At 67.4% G+C, this 20,907-nt stretch carries 22 protein-coding genes and 2 pseudogenes; 17 read left to right on the forward strand and 7 right to left on the reverse strand.

The window, feature by feature from the left end:
• Positions 1-39: 39 nt before the first annotated feature.
• From GNT64_RS20635 to GNT64_RS20650, 4 genes are all read right to left on the reverse strand, one after another.
• Positions 40-408, reverse strand: a complete 369-nt coding sequence (locus tag GNT64_RS20635) for a nuclear transport factor 2 family protein (RefSeq protein WP_156681199.1) — start codon at positions 406-408, stop codon at positions 40-42.
• Between the two features lie 38 nt (positions 409-446).
• The gene (locus tag GNT64_RS20640; protein WP_197277160.1) at positions 447-1,283 is read right to left on the reverse strand and encodes an SDR family NAD(P)-dependent oxidoreductase; all 837 of its coding nucleotides are present in this window, start codon (positions 1,281-1,283) and stop codon (positions 447-449) included.
• Positions 1,284-1,383: 100 nt separating this feature from the next.
• Positions 1,384-2,547 carry a CaiB/BaiF CoA transferase family protein gene (locus GNT64_RS20645; protein WP_156681201.1) on the reverse strand — a complete coding sequence of 388 codons (1,164 nt, stop codon included), beginning with the start codon at positions 2,545-2,547 and terminating at the stop codon, positions 1,384-1,386.
• Complete coding sequence (locus GNT64_RS20650) at positions 2,544-3,728, reverse strand: acyl-CoA dehydrogenase family protein (RefSeq protein WP_231639129.1); 1,185 nt, start codon at positions 3,726-3,728, stop codon at positions 2,544-2,546. The genes GNT64_RS20645 and GNT64_RS20650 overlap by 4 nt, the downstream gene beginning before the upstream one ends.
• A 271-nt stretch (positions 3,729-3,999) precedes the next feature.
• On the opposite strand from GNT64_RS20650, the gene GNT64_RS20655 reads away from it, so the two are divergent.
• Positions 4,000-4,974: an SDR family NAD(P)-dependent oxidoreductase gene (locus GNT64_RS20655; protein ID WP_197277161.1), complete on the forward strand. Its 975-nt coding sequence runs from the start codon at positions 4,000-4,002 to the stop codon at positions 4,972-4,974.
• A gap of 59 nt (positions 4,975-5,033) precedes the next feature.
• Positions 5,034-5,852 carry a hypothetical protein gene (locus GNT64_RS20660; protein WP_156681203.1) on the forward strand — a complete coding sequence of 273 codons (819 nt, stop codon included), beginning with the start codon at positions 5,034-5,036 and terminating at the stop codon, positions 5,850-5,852.
• 35 nt (positions 5,853-5,887) lie between these two features.
• Here the strand turns inward: GNT64_RS20660 and GNT64_RS20665 are convergent, their stop codons facing one another.
• Entirely contained in the window at positions 5,888-6,706 is an 819-nt protein-coding gene (locus GNT64_RS20665; RefSeq protein ID WP_197277162.1) for an SDR family NAD(P)-dependent oxidoreductase, read from the reverse strand.
• A gap of 307 nt (positions 6,707-7,013) precedes the next feature.
• Between GNT64_RS20665 and GNT64_RS20670 the strand changes: the two genes are divergently transcribed.
• From GNT64_RS20670 to GNT64_RS20680, 3 genes are read left to right on the forward strand one after another with little or no spacing between them, the layout of a single operon-like run.
• Positions 7,014-8,159, forward strand: coding sequence for an aromatic ring-hydroxylating dioxygenase subunit alpha (locus GNT64_RS20670; protein ID WP_156681205.1), 1,146 nt, complete (start codon positions 7,014-7,016; stop codon positions 8,157-8,159).
• Positions 8,116-9,435: an FAD-dependent oxidoreductase gene (locus GNT64_RS20675; protein WP_197277164.1), complete on the forward strand. Its 1,320-nt coding sequence runs from the start codon at positions 8,116-8,118 to the stop codon at positions 9,433-9,435. Before GNT64_RS20670 ends, GNT64_RS20675 begins: the two co-directional genes overlap by 44 nt.
• The gene (locus GNT64_RS20680; RefSeq protein ID WP_156681207.1) at positions 9,432-9,815 is read left to right on the forward strand and encodes a nuclear transport factor 2 family protein; all 384 of its coding nucleotides are present in this window, start codon (positions 9,432-9,434) and stop codon (positions 9,813-9,815) included. Before GNT64_RS20675 ends, GNT64_RS20680 begins: the two co-directional genes overlap by 4 nt.
• 31 nt (positions 9,816-9,846) lie before the next feature.
• Here the strand turns inward: GNT64_RS20680 and GNT64_RS20685 are convergent, their stop codons facing one another.
• The gene (locus GNT64_RS20685) at positions 9,847-10,623 is read right to left on the reverse strand and encodes a GntR family transcriptional regulator (RefSeq protein ID WP_156681208.1); all 777 of its coding nucleotides are present in this window, start codon (positions 10,621-10,623) and stop codon (positions 9,847-9,849) included.
• A gap of 130 nt (positions 10,624-10,753) precedes the next feature.
• On the opposite strand from GNT64_RS20685, the gene GNT64_RS20690 reads away from it, so the two are divergent.
• From GNT64_RS20690 to GNT64_RS22360, 9 genes are all read left to right on the forward strand, one after another.
• Entirely contained in the window at positions 10,754-11,710 is a 957-nt protein-coding gene (locus tag GNT64_RS20690) for a VOC family protein (RefSeq protein ID WP_156681209.1), read from the forward strand.
• A 117-nt stretch (positions 11,711-11,827) separates the two neighbouring features.
• Positions 11,828-11,965 carry a hypothetical protein gene (locus tag GNT64_RS20695; protein WP_156681210.1) on the forward strand — a complete coding sequence of 46 codons (138 nt, stop codon included), beginning with the start codon at positions 11,828-11,830 and terminating at the stop codon, positions 11,963-11,965.
• Positions 11,965-13,047 carry a maleylacetate reductase gene (locus GNT64_RS20700; protein ID WP_156681211.1) on the forward strand — a complete coding sequence of 361 codons (1,083 nt, stop codon included), beginning with the start codon at positions 11,965-11,967 and terminating at the stop codon, positions 13,045-13,047. The genes GNT64_RS20695 and GNT64_RS20700 overlap by 1 nt, the downstream gene beginning before the upstream one ends.
• The gene (locus GNT64_RS20705) at positions 13,044-13,940 is read left to right on the forward strand and encodes an alpha/beta fold hydrolase (RefSeq protein ID WP_156681212.1); all 897 of its coding nucleotides are present in this window, start codon (positions 13,044-13,046) and stop codon (positions 13,938-13,940) included. Before GNT64_RS20700 ends, GNT64_RS20705 begins: the two co-directional genes overlap by 4 nt.
• A gap of 75 nt (positions 13,941-14,015) precedes the next feature.
• Positions 14,016-15,221, forward strand: coding sequence for an FAD-dependent oxidoreductase (locus GNT64_RS20710; protein WP_156681213.1), 1,206 nt, complete (start codon positions 14,016-14,018; stop codon positions 15,219-15,221).
• Positions 15,218-16,309, forward strand: a complete 1,092-nt coding sequence (locus GNT64_RS20715; RefSeq protein ID WP_156681214.1) for an alpha/beta hydrolase — start codon at positions 15,218-15,220, stop codon at positions 16,307-16,309. The genes GNT64_RS20710 and GNT64_RS20715 overlap by 4 nt, the downstream gene beginning before the upstream one ends.
• Positions 16,306-17,412, forward strand: a complete 1,107-nt coding sequence (locus GNT64_RS20720; protein ID WP_156681215.1) for a CaiB/BaiF CoA transferase family protein — start codon at positions 16,306-16,308, stop codon at positions 17,410-17,412. The genes GNT64_RS20715 and GNT64_RS20720 overlap by 4 nt, the downstream gene beginning before the upstream one ends.
• Positions 17,413-17,422: 10 nt before the next feature.
• Positions 17,423-17,935, forward strand: coding sequence for a MaoC family dehydratase (locus GNT64_RS20725; RefSeq protein WP_197277166.1), 513 nt, complete (start codon positions 17,423-17,425; stop codon positions 17,933-17,935).
• Between the two features lie 342 nt (positions 17,936-18,277).
• The gene (locus tag GNT64_RS22360; RefSeq protein WP_197277167.1) at positions 18,278-18,736 is read left to right on the forward strand and encodes an AraC-like ligand-binding domain-containing protein; all 459 of its coding nucleotides are present in this window, start codon (positions 18,278-18,280) and stop codon (positions 18,734-18,736) included.
• Between the two features lie 91 nt (positions 18,737-18,827).
• Here the strand turns inward: GNT64_RS22360 and GNT64_RS22365 are convergent, their stop codons facing one another.
• The gene (locus GNT64_RS22365; RefSeq protein ID WP_422396611.1) at positions 18,828-19,166 is read right to left on the reverse strand and encodes an integrase core domain-containing protein; all 339 of its coding nucleotides are present in this window, start codon (positions 19,164-19,166) and stop codon (positions 18,828-18,830) included.
• Here GNT64_RS22365 and GNT64_RS20740 point away from each other — a divergent pair.
• From GNT64_RS20740 to GNT64_RS21715, 3 genes and pseudogenes are all read left to right on the forward strand, one after another.
• Positions 19,125-19,379: pseudogene (locus tag GNT64_RS20740) on the forward strand (IS21 family transposase); the annotation flags it as partial. The gene GNT64_RS22365 and the pseudogene GNT64_RS20740 sit on opposite strands and share 42 nt — an antisense overlap.
• A pseudogene (locus tag GNT64_RS20745) lies at positions 19,379-19,692 on the forward strand (ATP-binding protein); the annotation flags it as partial. The pseudogenes GNT64_RS20740 and GNT64_RS20745, both read left to right, overlap by 1 nt.
• Positions 19,693-19,867: 175 nt before the next feature.
• Entirely contained in the window at positions 19,868-20,083 is a 216-nt protein-coding gene (locus tag GNT64_RS21715) for a hypothetical protein (protein WP_197277169.1), read from the forward strand.
• Positions 20,084-20,907 lie beyond the last annotated feature (824 nt).

Raw genomic sequence — 20,907 nt, forward strand, 5'->3', positions numbered from 1 at the left:
TGTCAATCATCGGTGCGCATCCGCGTCGGTCCCGGCTGGTCAGGCGAAGACGTCGGTTGCGCGCGTGTCGCAATATTCGCGCGACGAGACGATCCGGCCGTCGCGCAGCTCGAAGAGGAAATGGTAGCGGTTGCGGTAGGTCTGGCCGTTCGCCAGCAGCGTGGCGGCGGTGGCCTCCACGGCCACCCGGTCGCCCTCGCACGTGGTGCCGACGATCGTCTGATCCAGCGGGTTCACCAGCAGCGGCGCGAGCTGGGAGAAGAGGGCGCGGAGGCCGGCCTTGTCCAGCTCGCTGCCGTCCGGCGAGCGGAACACGGCGTCGTCGGTCGCCAGCGCGAGCGCGCCGTCAAGGTCGCCGCGCGCGATGCGGGCCATGTGATCCAGTACGATGGCGCGATTGTCGGGCATGTCGTGCTCCTGCTGGGTCTCGGGGCAGCGAGGCGCCGTCAGGCCGGGCCGGTCGTCATCTGCCGCCCGAACGCGGTCAGGATACGACCGGCGCGGGCCTCGACGCGCTCATATTGTTCGGGATGGGTGATCGCATACAGTTCGCCCTGCCGGATCGCGTCGACGACGATGCCGGCGGCGAAGGCCGGATCCTTCCACGGCAGCGTGTCGCGATATTGCGGCAGCTCCTCGAGCAGCACGTCGGCGAGGCCGGTGTCCGCCGGCACGCCGCCCGGCCGGCTTCTGGAGCTGCGGCCGAGATCAGACCGCACCGGACCGGGGCAGAGCAGGGTCGCGCCGACCTTGCCGCCGTCCGCCTCAAGCTCCATCGCGAGCGTCTCGGTGAGCGCGGCCACGCCGAACTTCGTCGTGGCATATGCGCCGAGCCCGGGAAAGGTCGAGAGTCCGCCCATCGAGGCGGTGTTCACGATCCAGCCGCCATCGGCATTGTCGAGCAGCACGGGCAGGAACGTCTCGACGCCGTTGATGACGCCCCAGAGATTGACGTCGATCATCCACTTCCAGTCGGCGTGGGAGAGATCCTTGATCGCGCCGAAGGGACCGATGCCGGCGTTGTTGCAGACGATATGGACCGCGCCGAAGCGATCGATCGTCGCGTCCAGCAGCGCGCCGACGCTGGCGCGATCCGACACGTCCGTCTGCACGCCGTGGGCGCCGATCGCGTCCGCCGTGTCGCGCAACCGCGCATCCTCGACATCGGCGATCACGACGTTCATGCCTTCCTGAACGAAGCGTTCCGCCATACCACGCCCGATCCCGGACGCCCCACCCGTGACGACCGCCGTTCGCCCCGCCAGCGTCTTCAGTCCAGCCATGTCACTCTCCCGAATCATGCTTCGCGGCGTCAGCCCGGATCGCCCCGAGCGCCGCCGCCCTTGTTCACCGCGGGCGCGTCGCGCTCCGCTCGCGACGAGATCAGACCGTCTCGGACCTGGCGCCGGCCATATCCTCGAGCAGCGCGTCATTGTCCGCGCCAAGAGCCGAGCATACAGCCTGTTCCGGCCGTTCGCCGTCGATGCGCAGCGGATTGGCGAGCAACCGCATGTCCGGAAGCAGCGGGTGCGGCACCTGCCTCACCATCCCGATCGTCTCGACGAACGGGCTCTCCAGCGCCTGGGCGATGTCGTAGACCGGGCCGATCGGGATGAACGGACCGAGCAGCGTGATCCACTCGGCGACGGTCCTGTCCTGGAACGCGCGGTCCAGTTCCGCCGTTAGCGCCTCGCGATGCACCGACCGGCTTTCCATGTCGGCGAAACGGGCATCGTTTAGCAGGTCGGGCCGGCCGATCGTCTCCGCCAGCAACCGCCAGAACTTCTCCGTCATGCACATGACGAATATCCAGCCATCCTTGGCCTGGAAGGTCTGGACGGGAGTCGCGGAGAAGTGCGAGCTGCGCGCCAGCCGGGTCGCGGCGTGCCCACGGTTGAGATACCATGTCGCCGCATAGTTGAGCTGGTGCAGGGCGACATCGAACAGTGACGTATCGACGTCGCAGCCGATCCCCGTCCGCTGCGCGCGCAGCAGGCACGCCAGCAGGCCGACATCCAGCGTCACGCCGGTCATGAAATCGATGATCGACGGCCCGAACCGCGCCGGATCGCCGTCGGGATCGCCGGTCAGGCTCATCAGACCGGCTTCGGCCTGCATCAGGAAATCGTAGCCGGGCCGCGACGCGCGCTCATTGTCACGGCCGTAGGCGGAGATGTGGCCGCAAACGATCTTGGCGTTGACGGGCGCGAGACTGGCATAGTCGAGGCCCAGCTTGACGGCCTGATCGCCCCGCAGGTTCTGCATGATGGCGTCCGCGCCGGCGACGAGCCGGTGCAGCGCCGCCCGGCCCCCGGCGGACTTCAGGTCGAGCGTGACCGAACGCTTGTTGGTGTTCCAGCCCTGGAAATAGAGGCTGTCATTATCGCCGAGCGGGTAGGGCCCGCCGCCACGCGCGGCATCGCCGCCGGTGTCGGCATTCTCGATCTTGATGACGTCGGCGCCGAGATCCGCCAGGAACAGCGAGCCATAGGGGCCCGCGCCGAACTGCTCCACCGTCAGGATGCGGAGCCCCTCCAGCGGCTTCACGACCGCCCGCCCCGGCCGACGATCTGCTTGGCGATGATGATTCGCTGCAACTCGTTGGTGCCCTCGCCGATGCAGGTGAGCGGCGCGTCACGGTAGAGGCGCTCGATGTCATACTCCTTCGAGTAGCCGTAGGCGCCGTGGATACGCATCGACTCGGTGGCGTTCTCCAGCGCGGCTTCGGACGCGAAATACTTCGCCATGCCCGCTTCCAGATCGACGCGCTCGCCGCGGTCGAACTTCTCGGCGGCGTCGAGCGTCAGCAGCCGCGCCGCGCGCGCGCGGGTCGCCATGTCGCCGATCTTCAGCTGGATCGCCTGATGCTCGGCGATCGGCTTGCCGAACGTCTCGCGCAGCCGCGCGTAATCGACCGCCAGCGCCAACGCGCCCTCGGCGATGCCCACGCCGCGCGCCGCGACGTTGATGCGGCCGAGTTCCAGGCCGCCGGTCGCCTGATAGAAGCCCTGGCCCTCGACACCGCCGATCAGCTGATCGGCGGGAACGCGGCATTCGTCGAACACGAGCTCGGCCGAGTCGATGGACTTGTAGCCCAGCTTCTCCAGCTTGCGGCCGACGGTGAAACCTTCGCGCTTGTCGGCGATGAACAGGCTCATGCCCTTGTGTCGCGGCTGCGCGGCCGGATCGGTCTTGACCAGCAGTGCGAAGACCGACCCGTGGATGCCGTTCGAGATCCACGTCTTGGTGCCGTTGATGACATAGTCGTCACCGTCGCGGCGCGCGGTCATCCGCAGGCCCTGCAGGTCGGTGCCGGCGCCGGGCTCGGTGAGGGCGAGGCCGCCGCGCAGCTCGCCGGACGCCAGACGGGGCAGCCAGCGCCGCTTCTGCTGCTCGGTGCCGAACTTCTCGATGGCGAGGCACAGCATCAGGTGGGAGTTGAAGATGCCGGTTATCGACATCCAGACGGCCGAGACCCGCATCACGATCTTGGCGTATGTCGAGGCGGGCAGGCCGAGCCCGCCATATTCCTGGCCAACCGTGGCGCCGAACAGCCCGAACTCGGCCATCTGCGCCACCAGCGCCTCCGGCCACTCGTCGGCATGGTCGAATTCCTTGACGACCGGACGCACGTCCCGCTCGACCCAGCGGTCGATCATGTCGAACAGGGCGGCCTCGTCGTCGGCTGCGATCGTTCGTTGCTGCTCGAGCTTGATGGCGGTGGCCAAACTATCCTCCCAATGCATATCTGAACATGTACGTATATGCTACGGCGCCGAACGTCGAGCGGATTTTCGCTTCCCGTTTTATCTGTGCCGTACCACAGTCCAGATGGCGGCAGAGCGATGTTGCGCGACCGAAAACATATCCGTACATCATGGACAGATCGTCGTTCCGCAGTCAAACGGGCGGACTTGACGGCGGGCTGGAGGGGGAGAGCGTAATGAGTGGAACGGCGAGCCGGCTGGCCATGACGGGGTCGCGAGGGAGGAGCGCCGGATGAGCGGGATCACGAAGCTTGCCGGAAAGGTCGCGATCGTCACCGGTGGCGGACGGGGCCTCGGGCGGGCGCATGCGCTCGCTCTGGCGGACGCGGGCGCCGCCGTCGTCGTAAACGACATCGGCGGCAGCGGACGTGGCGAGGGCGTCGACACGGCCGTCGCGCAGACAGTGGTCGACGAGATCGTCCGGAAGGGCGGGCGCGCCGTCGCGAACGCCACGGACCTGGCGGACTGGGCGGCGACCAAGGAACTCGTCGAGGTCGCGATAGCGACGTTCGGCGGGCTCGACATCGTGGTCAACAACGCCGGCATCTCGCGATTCGCCCCCATCGACGCACTGACCCAGCAGGATTGGGAAAGGACGCTCGCGGTCAATCTCACCGGCACCGCCGCGCTCATCCACTGGGCGGCCCGGGCCTGGCGCGAGGCGGGGCCGCAGGCGGGGCGGGCGGTCGTCAACACCGGATCGCCGGCGGGAACGAATCCGCTGCCCGGCAGCCCGGCATATTGCGCGGCCAAGGCCGGCGTGGCGGCGCTCACCATCACCTCCGCCGCCGAACTCGCGTCGCTGGGCGTCCGGGTCAACGCGATCGCGCCGATGGCGCGCACGCGGCTGACGGAGGCGGTGCCGTTCCTCGAGGAGGTCATGCGTAAGCCCGAGACGGGCTTCGACCGCGTCGCGCCGGAGAATGTGGCGCCGCTGGTCGTCTGGCTCGCCGGCCCGGACTGCGATTTCACGGGCCGCGTCTTCGGCGTCGAGGGTGACGACATCTACCTGTTCGACGGGTGGAGCGCATCGCAGCATGTCGGCAACGGCGGGAAGCCGTGGACGGATGAGGCGCTCGGCACCGCGCTGCGAGAGGCCGACCGTCGTGACCGGGGCTACATGATCGCGCCGTCGGCCCGGATCGCCGCGCCCCAGCCATCCGACGAGACCGTGGCGGCGCTTGCCGCGCTGGGAGGAAGGGCATGAGCGGCGTAGACGCGGGAAGCCCGACCGCGACTCAGGATGGACAAGCCGGGAGATCCGCGATGATCGCGCTGAACATGGTTGGCCGAGTGATTTTGGGTCTGTGGCTCGTGCTCGTCGGCATAAGCCACTGGACGCCGCTCGTACCGGTGACGAATGGAACGGGGCTGGCGGCGGAGCTGTCGCGGGCGTTCGCGGACAGCGGTCTCACCGGCATCGCCTCGGCCCTGCTGATCGTGGCTGGCCTGTTGATCCTGGCGAACCGGCTCACCGTGCTGGCGCTGCTGGCCGGCATCTCGGTCTTCACCGCGGGCGCCTACTGGGCGATCCTGACCGCCGAGGCGCTGCCGATCCTGATCGTGGCCGCCACCCTCGGGCTCAGCGTTCTGCTGCTCCTCGGCTACTGGCGCTATGTCGGCCAGCTGCTGTCGATGCGGGCGACGGGCCTGGTCGAAAGCGGCGCGGAGAAGAATGTCGCGCTGCGCCGGCTCACGATCTTCAGCCATTATCTGTGGGGCGGCTGGTGGATCATCAGCGGGCTGTTCCACTTCATCACCGGTCCGATCATCGGGACGAGTCCGCTGGCGGTGCAGCTCATCATGGCGCTGCTGCACACCGGCATGTACGAGTTGATAAAGGCGATCGAGGCGATCGGCGGCCTCGCGGTGCTGACGCGTCGCTGGGCACCGCTCCTTCTGGCGATCAACGTACCCATCACGTTCGTCGTCGTGTACTGGGACACGGTCCTCCAGGATCCCGGCCATCCGATCGGCCTCGCGGTCGCGGTACTGACGCTGGGATCGACCGGGTTCCTGCTCCGCAACTATCGTGAGTATCTGCGACCGCTGCTCACCTGGGCGCCACGGTCCGCCGGTCGCTGAGCGCGGCTGGCGCGGACCGGCGGACGCACCCATGCTCAGCCGTCGGCGAAGGCGGCTTCGACGGCACGATGGCGGGCCGCGATCGGATCGATCATGGCCGGATGCGTGGTCGTGTAGAGCCGACGATCACGAATGGCCCGCCACGCGCACGCTCCCGCCGCCTCGGCGGACAGCCACGGGATCGTTCCGCCGAACATCTCCGGCTTGTCGTCCAGCTCGACATCCACGAGGCCGCGTTGCCCGTCTCCGTCACGGCGGTTCCTCATGCTGCTGCCGAGCCTCGACCGCACCGGGCCGGGCAACAGCACGCCGGCGCCCACGGTCGATCCGTCCTGCGCCAGCTCGGCGGCGAGCGCTTCGGTGAACGCCACGATCGCGAACTTGGATACTGAATATCCGCCAAGCCCCGGCAACCCCGCAGCCAGTCCGGCGATCGAGGCCGTGTTGAGGATGAATGCCGCGTCGTTCGTCGACTCCAGTAGCGGCAGAAAGGCCTTCGTGCCGTGGATCACGCCCTTCAGGTTGACGTCGAGCAACCAATCCCAGTCGGCCGTGGACATCGCGCGGATCGCGCCCATCGATCCCACGCCGGCATTGTTGCAGACGATGTCGACCCGGCCGAAGCGATCGATTGCGGATTCCGCGAGCGCCTCGACCGAAGCGGGATCAGTCACGTCGGCGCGGACACCGTAAGCGCCCAGCTCGGCCGCTGCCAGTGCCAGCGTCCCAGCTTCGACGTCGGCGATCACGACGTCCGCTCCCTCGCCGATCAGCGTCGCGGCTATGCCCTTGCCGATGCCCGACGCTCCACCTGTCACCACGGCCACCCGGCCCGTCAGCGCCTTGCGTGTCATTCTATTTACCTCCGTTGCAGATGCTGGCTCGTGTCGCCGTTGTCGGATTCGTGGTCGTGGCCGAACCATGGCGGCCTGTCCGACGATCGACGGGCAGCGTCCGCGCGGAAACGTTTTCCGCCGGACGGTGGCCCCGGTCGCCGCCATCCTGCGCCGGCGGGGGACCGGCTCCCGCGCGGCCGGCGCATCGCGATCCGTTGGGTGCGCGTTCTCCCAAGCTGCGACCCCGATCTGAAACGCAATCGAGCCTCCAAGCCACACTTGCACCTGTCCGGACATTTGGATAGCTTAGCAGCGGTAAGGCGCGATGCAACGGGTCGCTTCTGATTGGGAGATCGCGATGTTCCTCAGGAATTGCTGGTACGTCGCCGGCTGGGACATGGAACTGCCGGAGGGTGGCTTTCTTCCGATCACCATCGCGGGCGATCCCCTGCTGATCTATCGCACGTCACCGGACGGGCGCCTCGTCGCGATCGAGGATCGCTGCTGTCACCGGCTCGCGCCGCTGTCCAAGGGCCGGCTCGAGGGCGGGTGCAACGTGCGCTGCATGTACCACGGGCTGATGTTCGCGCCGTCCGGCGAGTGCATAGAGATACCCGGCCAAGATCGGATCCCGTCCAGCGCACGTGTCCGGACCTATGCGGTTGTCGCGCGACATAGTTGGATATGGGTCTGGCTGGGTGATGCCGCCGCCGCAGACGAGACGCTCATCCCGGCGGCGGTCGGCTACGACCATCCCGACTACGTGCTGCGCCACGGCAACATGGACTATGCGGCCAATTACCAACTCATCAACGACAATCTGACCGACTTCTCGCACCTGTCCTACGTGCATGCGAACAGCTTTGGCGCCACCGAGCACTGGGCGCGCAGCCGGCCGACGATCAAAGTCATCGACCGGGGCATTCGGGTGTCGCGCTGGATCGCGGCGGAAGACCAGGGGTTGAAGCAAGATGCGCCGGCCGCGTCGCGTGCGGGGTGGTCCGGGCCGGTCGCGCTATACTCTACCTATGATTACCTCGCGCCCGGCGTGCTGCTGATGAAGTCCGGCATGTACCGGCCGGAGGACATGCCGGCCGACCGTGTGTCCCCGCCCGTGGCCGCCGCGATCACCGAGAATTTCACCAGCCAGGCGGTCACGCCGCTGACGGAGCGCAGCACGCGTTACTTCTTCTCCTGGGGCCCGACTAGGGCGACCGGCGACGAGGCGATGGCCGACGGCATGCGGGCGCTGGCGGAGACGGCGTTTACCGAGGACCGCGAGATGATCGAGGCGCAACAAGCAATGATCGACCTGAAGCCCGGCCGGGAGATGCTGACCAGCGCCGATGTCGGCCCGGTGCAAATGCGCGCGGTGCTACGCAAGCTCATCAAGGCCGAACGGGGCGATGCGGACATTGAGGATCCGGGTGATCCCGAGACCGCCCACCGTCGACGAGAACTCGCCGCCTGACGGCTTTAGGAAGGACATAGATATGGACGATGCGGGAGATGTTCTGATCGTCGGCGGCGGCCCCGTCGGGATGATGACCGCGCTGGCGTTGGCGCAGAAAGGGGCGTCCGTCACCGTCGTCGAGGCGGGATCGGGAGTAAGCGATTCGCCGCGGGCGATGGTGTATTTCGCACCGACGCTCGTCGTGCTGGAGGAACTGGGTATCCGGCAAGAGCTGGAGGCGATGGGGGTGATCGGGCGCAGCTTCGGGCACCATGTCCCCGATCTGGATTTCCACGCCGTCATCAGTACCGATTGCATGGCCGGCATCACCTACGACTATCAGCTGCATTGTGGGCAGGACCTCGTCGCCCGGGTTGCGCTGGAGCATGCCGAGCGACTGGGCGTTCGGATCCTGTTCGATCATCGCGTGGTGGCGGTCGGCGAGGAGGACGACGGGGCCTTCGCCACGGTCGAGACGCCGGAAGGCGTGCGTGACCTGCGGGCGACATGGATCATCGGCGCCGATGGCGCGCGCAGCACGGTTCGCAAGCTGCTGGGCATCGGGTTCGAAGGGCATTCTTGGCCAAACCGGTTCGTCGCCACCAACGTGTACTGCGACTTCGCCAAGCTGGGCTACCAGCCCGCGAACTTCGTCTGCGATCCCACCTACATGGCGGTCATCGCGGTGATCGACGACGAGGGGCTGTGGCGGCTGACCTATCAGGAGGACGCCGATCTGCCGGCCGAGACGTTCATGGAGCGGCTGCCGGAGCGATACGCCTTCTTCATCCCCGAGGGTACGCCGTACCAGATCAAGTCGGCCAGCCCTTACGCGATACACCAGCGATGCGCGGAGACGTTGCGGCGCGGCCGGGTGCTTCTGGCGGGCGACGCCGCGCACGCGACCAATCCGTGCGGAGGGCTGGGCCTGACCACCGGCGTCTGGACCGGGATGATCCTGAGCGACGTGCTTGGCGCCGTGCTGCGCGGCGAGGAGAGCGAGGACATCCTCGACCGCTACTCGGACGAGCGCCGCCGCATCTTCCTGGAGGTGACGTCGCCGGGCGCGTCCGCCAACAAGCGCATGCTGGAGGAGAGCGACATCGAGCAGCGGCGCAAGGATCTCGGCCCGATCGAGGCCGCGGCCAACGATCCCGCGGTCGCCCGCATGATGATGTCCTTCCCGTTCAAGGTGATCGGCGACGTCCTGCGCGCCGGATCCCGCTGGCGGGATGCCAATCCGCTGTCGGAGACGGCGATCGACGTGTCGGAACGGGGCTCCCAGGTCGCATGACGGGCGTGTCCGATACCCGATCGGTCATCGAGGCCTTCGCCGACCTGTTCTATGGGGACCTGTCCGTGCGAGCGGCGTTCGAGGCGTATGTCGCGCCCGAGTACAGGCAACATAATCCGCTCGCCGGAGACGGACGTGACGCGGCGATCGCGATGCTGGAGGGATTCGCGGCGGCGACGCCCGGCCTGTCGATGGATGTGAAACGCATCCTGGTGGACGGCGACATCGCGGCGGTGCACCTCCACCTCCGCATGTCGCCGGATGACCGCGGCATGGCCGTGGTCGACCTGTTCCGCGTCAAGGGCGGGCGGATCGTCGAGCATTGGGACGTCGTGCAGCCGGTGCCCGCCGAAAGCGGCAACGACAATTCGATGTTCTGACTCGCGGCGCCACGCGACGGCCGATGCCCGGTCAGTCGCGGACGCGACGCAACGTCATCGCGTAGGAGAACTCGTTCGGAGGATAGCGGTTGAGGCTCAGCAACGCGATGTCGTCATCCGACCGGATCCGGTACGTGCGACGTACCAGGATGCCGAACGTGCCCTTTTCCAGGCCGATCGCGGCGCCGGCCGTGCCATCCGCTATGAAGGTCGTGATGACCTGCTCGACCTCGACGATCGTCTCGCCGTAGATGGTCTCGAGGACGGCGTAGATCGAGCCTGAATGGGGCGCAATGACCCGGCCGACGCCGGCGAAGCGGGCGGCGACATAGGTTTCCACCTCGTTGAACGGCGTCGCCGAGCCCGGGCGGAAGCGATGCCCCTGGATACGCAGCCACTTGCGCCTCTCGTCGCCCAGCGCGAAGCCCTTGTCCTCGGGCAGCGGGGCGAGCGTCCCGTCGATCGGGTCGTAGCGGGTCTCGACGTTGGTCGGAAAGAGGTCGGCGATCGTGTTGATCTGATGGACGTAGCCGCGATCGCCGCCCGGCCGCTGTACGATGGTCCCGAGGCCCTGGTGGGACTTCACCATGCCCGCCTCGCGCAGATAGCGCAGCGCCTCGCGGACGGTGTGCCGGCTGATGCTGAACCGCTGCATCAGCGCCGCTTCGGACGGCAGTTGCGTGCCGACCGGGTACACGCCCTGCACGATCTCCGATTGCAGCGTCTTGACGACCAGCCGGTACAGCGGTGGGCCGGACCTGTCGTCCCGCCCGCGCTTCGATATTCCCGTCTCGGCCGCCAAGCTCATCTCCCTTCGCCACCGTCTACGCCGAAACGGTGCGGTGCGGCAACGTTCACGCGGATCGTTGACAAGTGCCGGCGGCGCACATACAACTTGTCCGGTCAAGTCGCAGGTTCACGCTGCACGGGAGAGTCTCATGTCTGATCGCATTGGCGGCCTTCACCACATCACCTTGTGCACCGGCTCGGCGCAGGGCGACATCGATTTGTTCTACAAGACGTTGGGCATGAGCCTGGTGAAGCGCACGCTGCTGTACGACGGCGGCGCGCCGATCTACCATCTCTATTTCGGCAACGAGACCGGCGATCCCGGCACGCTGACGACGGTGTTCCCCTTCCGTCGCGACGGCCGCAAGGCGAAGCGCGGCGCGGGGCAGATCGAGTTGTGCAGCTACTCGGTGCCGAAGGGCGCCGTCCCCTACTGGAAGGAGCGTCTCACCGAGCGCGGCGTACCGATCGTCAAGGTGTATGAGCGGTTCGGCCAGCAGATCATCCAGTTCGAGCATCCGGATTGCGGCCTCAACTTCGAGCTCGTCGAGGAGACGGCGGACGATCGCAAGCCCTTCGTTGGCGGCGACGTGCCGCCGGAACATGCCATTCGCGGCTTCCACAACTGGACCGTCCTCACGCGCGACAACGAGGATATGGACATCTTCATGAAGGATGCGTGGAACTATCGCGAGCTTGGCGCCGACGGCGCCTTCACCCGCTACGCGGTGGAGGGTGGCAAGGCCGCGCACATCATCGACGTGCACCTCCAGCCCGATGCCCGTCCGGGCAGCTGGTTCTACGGCGAGGGCATGATCCATCACGGCGCTTTCGCCGTGCCGAACCTCGACGTGCAGCATCAGGTGAAGCTGGAGGTCGAGGGCATGGGCCTGACGGACTTCTCCGATCGCAAGCATCGCGGCTATTTCGAGTCGATCTACGTCCGCACGCCGGGTGGTGCCTTGTTCGAGGCGACGCATTCGCTCGGCTTCGACGTTGATGAGGCGGCGGACCGGCTGGGGCAGGAGGTGATCGTCTCGCCGCAGTTCCGTGACCGGCGCGACCAGATCGTGACCGAGCTGAACGATCCGTTCGAGCTCAACTGAGCGTCCGCCGCCGGGTCGCGGCGGTGCCATGCGGCCGGGGGCGTCGTCGTCCGGCCGCCGGATGGGCGGCCCCGGCCGCGACATGTCCGGGCCCGTGCCCGGCTCACGGAAGGTGACGTGACGGCGATGCTGGTGGCTGGCGACGATCTGATCGGGGCGGGCGGTTGGCCGCGCGTGCCGTATGGCGCGGCGTCCCCGCTGGCGCGCGGCGAGTTGAAATCAGTCGGCACGGTCGTGCCGGCCGGGGACGCGTGATGCAGCCGTTCACCTATCAGGCGCTCCCGACTCGGGTGGTATTCGGCGCCGGCGCCTTCGCGCGGCTGCCCGAGGAAGCGGCGGCCGTCGCCACGCGCCTGCTGGTGCTCGCCACGCCCGAGCAGGCCGGCCTCGCCGAGGATGCCGGCGGGCGGCTCGGCGATCTGTGCGCCGGAGTGTTCGCGGGCGCGGTGATGCACGTGCCGGTCGCGACCGTCGACGCGGCCGAGGCGGCGTTGCGGCGCGCGGGCGCGGACGGGCTGCTCGCGATCGGAGGCGGTTCCACGACCGGGCTGGCCAAGGCGATCGCGCTGCGCACGGGAGTGCCGATCGTCGCGGTGCCGACCACCTACGCCGGATCCGAGATGACGCCGATCTGGGGGTTGACCGAGGATGGCGTGAAGCGCACCGGGCGCGATCGCGGCGTCCTGCCGCGCACGGCGATCTACGATCCGCTGCTCACCTTGAGCCTGCCGCCGCGCCTGTCGGCCGTCAGCGGCCTCAATGCCGTGGCGCATTGCGTCGAGGGGCTGTACGCCGAGAACGCGAACCCGCTCGTCTCGATCATGGCGGAAGAGAGTATCCGCGCCATCGGGCGCAGCCTGACGCGGGTGATTCATACGCCGGACGATCTGCCGGCCCGCAGCGACATGCTCTACGGCGCGTGGCTGGGCGGGGTGGTGCTCGGTTCGGTCGGCATGGCGCTGCACCACAAGCTGTGCCACACGCTCGGCGGGACGTTCAACCTGCCGCACGCCGAGACGCACGCGATCGTGTTGCCGCACGCCGCCGCCTACAACGCGGCGGCCGCGCCCGAGGCGATGATGCGCGTGGCGCGGGCGCTGTCGTCGAAGGACGGGCCGGGCGGACTGTACGATCTGCTGGCCGGGTCCGGCGCGCCCCGCGGCCTGAAGGACATCGGCATGCCGGAGGACGGCCTTGACCGCGTGGTCGAACTGGCACTGACCAATCCATACTATAATCCGGCGCCGCTGGCGGAAGGGCCGCTTCGCGCGCTGCTGGGCAACGCCTTCGAAGGACGCGCGCCCGTCGTCGCCCCGCCGGCGGAGGCGGTGGCATGACGGTGGAGGCTTCCGTCCTCGGCCGGACGCTCCGCTACCGGCCGATCACCGCGCATACGCCCGATGGCCTGGCCATCGCCGTGCAGGACCATGATCGCGGCGGTGGCGGGCGCGACGTGCTGTTCGTCCACGGCTACTCGCAATCCAGTCTGGCGTGGCTGAAGCAGGTGACGGGGCCGCTCGCCGACCGCCACCGGCTCGTGACCTACGACCTGCGCGGGCATGGCGCCTCGGACAAGCCGCTCGATCCGTCGTTCTACCGCGAGCCCCGCCGCTGGGCCGACGAGCTGGCGGCGGTGATCGACGCCGCCGGGCTGGTCAGTCCGGTGCTGGTCGCATGGTCCTATGCGGGCCGGGTCGTGCTCGACTATCTAGCCCAGCGCGGGTGCGGCGCGATCGGCGGGCTGGTGAAGGTGGCGTCGACCTCCAGCGGGGATCGGGCGATGATGGGCGACGGGGCGGCGATCCTCCGCCGGCTGGCCGAGGCGACCGAGCTTGTCGAGGTGATCGCGGCGGCGCGCGCGCTGCTCGCCGCCTGCACGGCCGTGCCGCCCGCGCCGCCCGAGCTGGAATTCATGCTCGCCTACAACATGGTGGTGCCGCCCGCGGTGAGACTCGCGCTGGTCGGCCGGCCGGTCGATTATCAGGCGGTGCTCGCCGGCCTGTCGGTGCCGGTCATGACGGTCCACGGCGCGCTCGATCCGATCAACCTTCCCGCGATGAGCGAGCATACCGGCAGCCTGGCGCCAGGATGCCGCGGCATCGTCTACGACCGCGCCGGGCACATGCCCTTCTGGGAGGAGGCGGAGCGGTTCGACGCGGACCTTGACAGCTTCCTGCGCGGCCTTGGCGCCACCGCCGCGTCGCCGCCGCCGCGCGGGGCCTCCGCGTGAGGCCGCGCACGGGCCACCCTCGCCTTGCCGCGCGCGCTTCCTGTCCGCGCCGGTGCCATCGACCGGAGACCAGCCATGTATGACGTCACAATCGTCGGCGGAGGGCCGACCGGCTTCATCAACGCCCTCGGCCTCGCACAGGCGGGCGTGAAGGTGCGGCTCGTCGAGGCCGGGCCGCACATCATCAACTCGCCGCGCGCGATGGTGTATCACTGGTCCGTGCTGGAGGGACTCGATCGCCTCGGCATCCTCGCCGAGGCGGAGGGCATCGGCTTCCGCAAGCAGGACTATACCTATCTGGTGCACCGCACGGGGGAGCGCATTCCCTACAGCCTCGAAGTGCTGGAAGGGCATACGCCCTATCCCTACAACCTCCATCTCGGCCAGCATCGCCTGGCTGAGATCGCGATGGCGCGGCTCGGGCAGCTGCCGAACGCCGAGATCAGCTTCAATGCCCGCCTGACGGCGCTGCGGCAGGACGCCGACGGCGTCACGCTGTCGATCGACACGCCGTCCGGCCCGGAGGAGGTGCGCAGCGCCTGGGTGATCGGCGCGGATGGAGCGGGAAGCGCAGTGCGGCAGCTGCTCGGGCTCGATTTCGAGGGCATGACCTGGCCGGAGCGGTTCGTCGCCACCAACGTCCACTATGATTTCGAGCGGCACGGCTATGCGCGCTCGACGCTGCTGATCGACGACACCTACGGCGCGGTGATCGCCAAGATCGACAATGAGGGCCTGTGGCGCTGCACCTACATGGAGGACGGCGCTCTGCCGGCGGACACTTTCATGGACCGGCTGCCGGACTTCTACCGCGAGATACTGCCCGGCGCCGACGACTATCGGGTCGATATGGCGACGCCCTACCGCATGCACCAGCGCTCCGCCTCGCGATACCGCGTCGGGCGGGTGGTGCTGGCCGGAGACGCCGCGCACGCGACCAATCCGACCGGCGGGCTGGGGCTCACGTCCGGGCTGTTCGACAGCTATGTCCTCTATCCGGCGCTGGCGGCGATCGTCCTGGAGCAGGCCGACGATGCGGTGCTGGACCGCTACAGCGACGAGCGGCGCGCCATGTTCGTCGATCGTGCCTCGCCGCAGGCGTCGGCCAACAAGCAGGTCATCTTCCACGCATCCGGCGGCGGCGCGATGCTGGAGCAGACGCTGGCCATGCTGCGCCGGCTCTCGACCGACGACGATTTCCGGCTGGACCGGCTGATGTTCACCAGGACGCTGGAGTCGGCGCCGCTGCTCGACCGGTCGCTCGCGGTGCTGCCGTCGTGAGCACGGCCCGGCCCTCGCTGCGCCCGGCGGACCTGCACGCCGCGTCGCGGGCGCCGCTCGCACTCGCCGCGCAGGGCTTCTTCTGGGTCGGCGCGACGCCGCTCGACACGCCGGCCGGGCCGGTGCCACGCGGGCAGATGTACGTCGAATACTGGATTCCGGCGGTTCTGGCGCACCCGCTTCCGATCGTGATGATCCACGGCGGCGGCGGCCAGGGGCTCGACTTCCTCGGCACGGCGGACGGTCGCGAGGGCTGGGTACATTGGTTCGTGCGCCAGGGCTACGCGGTCTACGTCGTCGACCGGCCGGGGCACGGCCGCGCACCCTTCCACCCCGACGCGCTGGGCGCGATGACGCCGCTGCTGCCGACGGCGTTCCTCGAGGAGTGGTTCTGCCGGCCGGAGGACTTTCCCGAGCGGTATCCGCAGGCGCGACTGCATGACAAGTGGCCGGGCTCCGGGCGGCTCGGCGACCCGGCCTTCGACCATTTCCTCGCCAGCGCCGGGCCGGCGCAGGCGGACATGGCGCAGGCGCATCGCGACGTCCAGGCGGCAGGGGCGGCCATGCTCGACGAGATCGGCCCGGCGATCCTGCTCACCCATTCGGCCGGCGGGCCGAGCGGATGGCTGATCGCCGACGCGCGGCCCGGGCTGGTGAAGGCCATCGTCGCGGTCGAGCCCGTCGGCCCGCCCTTCACCGAGAGGGCGGGCGGCAAGCTGGTCTGGGGACTGACGGCCGCGCCGCTGGCCTTCGATCCACCGGCCGCGACGCCCGGGGATCTGCGGCTGGAGGAGCGGGCGCCCGCGCGGGAGGGCACCGTGCCATGCCTGGTGCAGCAGGCGCCGGCGCGCCGCCTGCCCAACCTGTCCGGCTTCCCGATCGCGATCGTCACGGCCGAGGCGTCGTGGATGGCGACCGACAATCATGGCGTGGTGGACTTCCTCGCGCAAGCCGGCGCGCGGGTGGAGCATGTCCGGCTGGAGGAGCAGGGCGTCCACGGTAACGGCCATGCAATGATGCTGGAGACGAACAGCGACGAGGTGGCGCGGGTGATCGAACGGTGGGTCGCTGGGCAGGGCCTCGCATGAAGCTGGAGGGTATCCGGGTCCTCGACCTTTCGAGCTTCCTTCCGGGGCCATACGTAACGCTCGGCATGGCCGATCATGGGGCCGAGGTCATCAAGATCGAGGCTCCAGACGAAGGCGATCCGGGGCGCCACATCGGCCTGGCGGACGGTGCGCACACGGTCTTCTTCCGCAATCTCAATCGCGGCAAGAAGAGCGTGGTGCTGGACCTGAAGGCGCCGGCCGACCGGGAGGCGTTCCTCCGGCTCGTCGATACGGCGGACGTCGTGGTCGAATCGTACCGGCCGGGCGTCGCCGCGCGCTTGGGCGTCGACTATGCCAGCGTCGCGTCGCGCAATCCGCGCATCGTCTATCTCTCGATCAGCGCCTTCGGACAGGACGGACCCTATGCGTCCCGTCCCGCCCATGACCTTGCGATCGAGGCGATCGGCGGCCTGCTGAGCAACAATCTGGGCGGTGACGGCCGCCCGGCCCTTCCGGCGATACCGATCGCGGATGTGACCGCCGGGCTGCAGGGCCTGGCGGGCGTGCTGATGGCGCTGCTGCGGCGCGAGCGGACCGGGCTGGGCGACCGGATCGACATATCGATGCACGAGGCGCTGGTGGGTGCCATGCTGAACGTGCTGGGGCCGACGCTGGCGGAAGGGCGGGCGCCCGACACGCCGAACGAACGCACGACGGGCGGCGCGGCCTTCTACCGCCTGTATGACTGCGCCGACGGCCGGCAGGTGGCGATCGCCGGGCAGGAGCCGAAATTCGTGCGTACGCTTCTGCGCGCGTTGGGGCGCGAGGATCTGGCGCCGTTGTGCGAGCGCGGGCCGGGACCTCATCAGGCGCCGGTCGTCGCCCTGCTCCAGTCGACCTTTGCCGCCATGTCCTCCGCCGATGCCGAAGCGATGCTGGCCGACATGGATGTCTGTTGGGGCAGGGTGGCGACGATGCCGGAGGCACTGGCGGATCCGCACCTCGCAGCGCGCGGCTTTATCACCCGTGACGCGGACGGCCTTCGTCACATCGGCTCGCCCATCAGGTTCCAGTACGAGCCGGCCATGCCAACGCTCGTCACCCCCCTGCTGGATGAGCACGTGTCCCTCGTCCGAGACTGAACGTGAAAGGATGGAAGTGGTAGGTACAGCGCAGCAGATCGGCCCCAACCGGTATCGGGAAAGTTACGGCCGGCACTATGAAGAGTTCGTCGTCGGCGACGTATATGAGCATCGCCCCGGGCGGACGATTACCGAGGCCGACAATGTGTGGTTCACCCTCCTGACCATGAACACGCATCCGCTGCATTTCGACAAGGAATATGCCGCGCGATCGGAATTCGGCGCTCCCTTGGTGAACAGCTGCCTGACCCTGTCGATCGTGGTCGGGATGAGCGTCAGCGACGTCAGCCAGAAGGCGATCGGAAATCTTGGCTGGAACGACATTCGCCTGAGTGCCCCGGTCTATGTGGGCGACACGATCTACGCCGAGTCGAAGGTGCTCTCGAAGCGTGAATCGCAGAAGCGGCCGACGCAGGGGGTCGTCACGGTGAATACGATCGGCCGGAAGGCGGACGGAACGATCTTCATATCTTTCGAACGAACCGTTCTCGTACCCAAGCTGGGCCATGCCGTGGACACTTGAGCCACTCGCCGCTCGGCTGAAACGCGGCAATCGAGGACGGATCGCTCGTTTTCGCAATCAGCCGAGGGTGATCCGAGCACATGGACCTCCGTCTGGACAGCAGGGCCGAGCGACAAATCTACCCTGGAGCAAGGATTGGCTTAAGATCATAAGCGATGACGCTGGCAGCGAGCCATCATGCAATTCTCTTAGATTGTCTGGTCCGGAGTGCTTCGAAACCACCGCTTTGGGCGCAAGGAGGTGAGACTCGGAGGGTGAGGCGGGTAAATGGATAGTTTGCGGATCAACGTCCCGATGGTGCGCCTTTGACGGTTAGTGGGCGGAGGAATGAGGAGTTGCAGGATGCTGACCTGTGTAACTGCCGACGTACCCCTGAACGATCGTGAGGATCACTGGAAAAAATCGGTTCGCACGGCTTTCCCGTCGCTACGAGTCAAGATCGACAGAGGGGCTGCCTTTAGCGGACAGTTGAAGTACGCCCAACTAGGATCCTTGCACGTCGCTTCGCTGCACGCGGATCGGCAACATACGTGGAGCGAGCCGATCGCTTCGCCCGAGCAGGCAAGCCGCAGCATATATTTTCTTAACGTCCTCTCGGGCAGAGCTAAACTGTCGCAGTTCGGCTCCGTTGTTCAGTTGAGCGCGGGTAGCTGCTGCCTCGTCAGTCCGACGATCCCTTCGAGTTCGACACCTGGCCTTCTCAGTGCCTCTCGGTATCAATACCGCGTTCCTTGCTGGAAATGTACGCGGCGAACTTACAACAGGTTTGTGGAAAGCCGATCAGGCAGACACCTTGGTTGATGGTCTTGCGTCAGGCGCTCATGGCAATGCACCTGGATCTCGACCGCTGCGATGAGCTTAACTCCTGACGTGCTCCCCAAAGCTCTACCAGTCATAACTGGAGTCCGGGGTTGGTATGGTGCCCCTCGGGGCGGTGTTGCACAACCCGCCTGGCAGCATCGGCGGGCGTCAGCCCGCCAACACCACTATGCGGGCGCACATGGTTGTAGTCGTCGCGCCGAAGCCGCAGCACCGAGCGGGCATGGCCGAGCGACACGAAAAGCGTCTGGTTGAGGACCGGCGTGCAATGGGGACCCCGGTAGCGGGGTGATCGGCGTCTAAAAGGGACCCCACATCCTGATGTTCTAGGCGCGTCTGCTTTGGTGATGACCGGGGCGGCGGGATCGGGATGTTGATATTGGAAACGGTGGTTCGGGTTCGGCGCGAGCACGCTGAGGGCAAGTCGATCAAGGCGATCGCGCGGGATCTGAGGCTGTCGCGCAAGGTGGTGAGGAAGGCGATCCGGGCGCCGGAGGCGGAGTTCACCTACCGGCGAGCGGTGCAGCCACTGCCGCGGATCGGACCGTTCCAGGAGCGGCTCGATGCGTTGCTGGTGGAGAACGAGGCGCGGCCGCGACGCGAGCGGGTGCGGATGACCCGGCTGTGAACCGGCTCGAGAAGAGGCCCGGATCGGCAAGGCCGGGACCCTGGCTGCTCAGCTCGCGCGGCTCGACGTCGTTGTGCTGGACGAGCTTGGCTACCTGCCGTTCGCGCGGTCCGGCGGGCAGCTGCTGTTCCACCTCGTCAGCAAGCTCTACGAGCGCACCTCGGTGATCATCACCACCAACCTGGCGTTCGGCGAGTGGCCGAGCGTGTTCGGTGATCCCAAGATGACCACCGCCATGCTCGACCGGCTCACCCAACACTGCGACATCGTCGAGACCGGCAACGACAGCTGGCGCTCAAGTACCGCAGCTGACGCCCGCAGCACCCGATGGAAGGACGCTTCGCGCTGGTTGCGCCTCCGGTCGGGCTACGCCCGCCCTACGCCGCAACCAGCGCGAACGGTGCGCCCGCCATCGTCGTGCCGCTGCTCGAGGAGGGGGTCCCTTTTACACGCCGATAAGGGGTCCCGGTTGGACGCCTATTTACATGCCCGGCCATGGCGCCGAGGTGAAGCCGGAGGCACTTGTGCCGCTCGACGCGACAGATCGCCGCTTTGCCGGGCTGCTGCTGTTCGACGGACCGATCAACGGAGATCCGACTCTGCTGATCGTTGACTTTGCCGATCCGACAAAGCGCGGGGAGGGAGTATCAACCGTTTGCGAGCCTGAGGCGGCACGCACATCGGGAGCATCCTCGGGCTGAGTGCTGATAGCTGGCGGTGATGGGCGTCCTATGCGTTAGTGGCCGACTGACGCGACACCGTATCTCGTAACAGCTCAGGCGTCTTGGCACCGGGTAGGTGGCCGCGGCCGGGCACCGTTGCCGCGCTCCAGAAAGGTGGCTAACATATAGCCAGGCTACAACACTGCAGTCGAATTGGCACAGCGGGTCATCGCTTCAACTCCTGACGCTCTACGCCCGCACAGTTAGGCGAGCGACTGTCGACCGGAAGCCGTAGTCGAATGAATGAGTACGCTCCACCTAAATACGGGAGCCTGCTGCAATCAAGAGGTTGATATCGCAGCACTATCGCAGAGCCCACACGTCCCTGTCATGTTCTGAGTAAATCCGGAAAAATTTTGACGGAACAATGATCCGGCCCACCTTTTTTTAGCGATGATGTCGCGAACGTCGGAGGTGCCGCCTCGGCCTACGCCACGGCGGTGAAGAGCCCCTGAACCAAGATGCTCTTGGCAAGCCCTGGCGGAAGCAGAGGCGGGCCAGCCGCGCGTCGCAAGTTAAGATGAAAGCGGGTCCCCGCAACCACCGCAAAACAAGATTATCACGTCAAAACAAAAAGTTGAGCAGCATCGATGCGGTATTTCGCAACCAACAGAGGCGTTATGGTTGCGAGTTCGCCAGCGGTAACAGCGGGCTCGACGCCAGGTAGCCAGGGTGAACTCAGGCTAGAATTGCTTGAGGTCGCGCCCGTCGCCCAAGTTTCAAGGCTTGACGCGCTACTTGCGTATGTAGCAGCGATGCCTCGCCGGACGGCTGACGGATGGCGACGCGAAGACCTGTACGGC

The sequence above is a fragment of the Sphingomonas profundi genome, assembly GCF_009739515.1.
GTDB lineage: Bacteria > Pseudomonadota > Alphaproteobacteria > Sphingomonadales > Sphingomonadaceae > Alterirhizorhabdus > Alterirhizorhabdus profundi.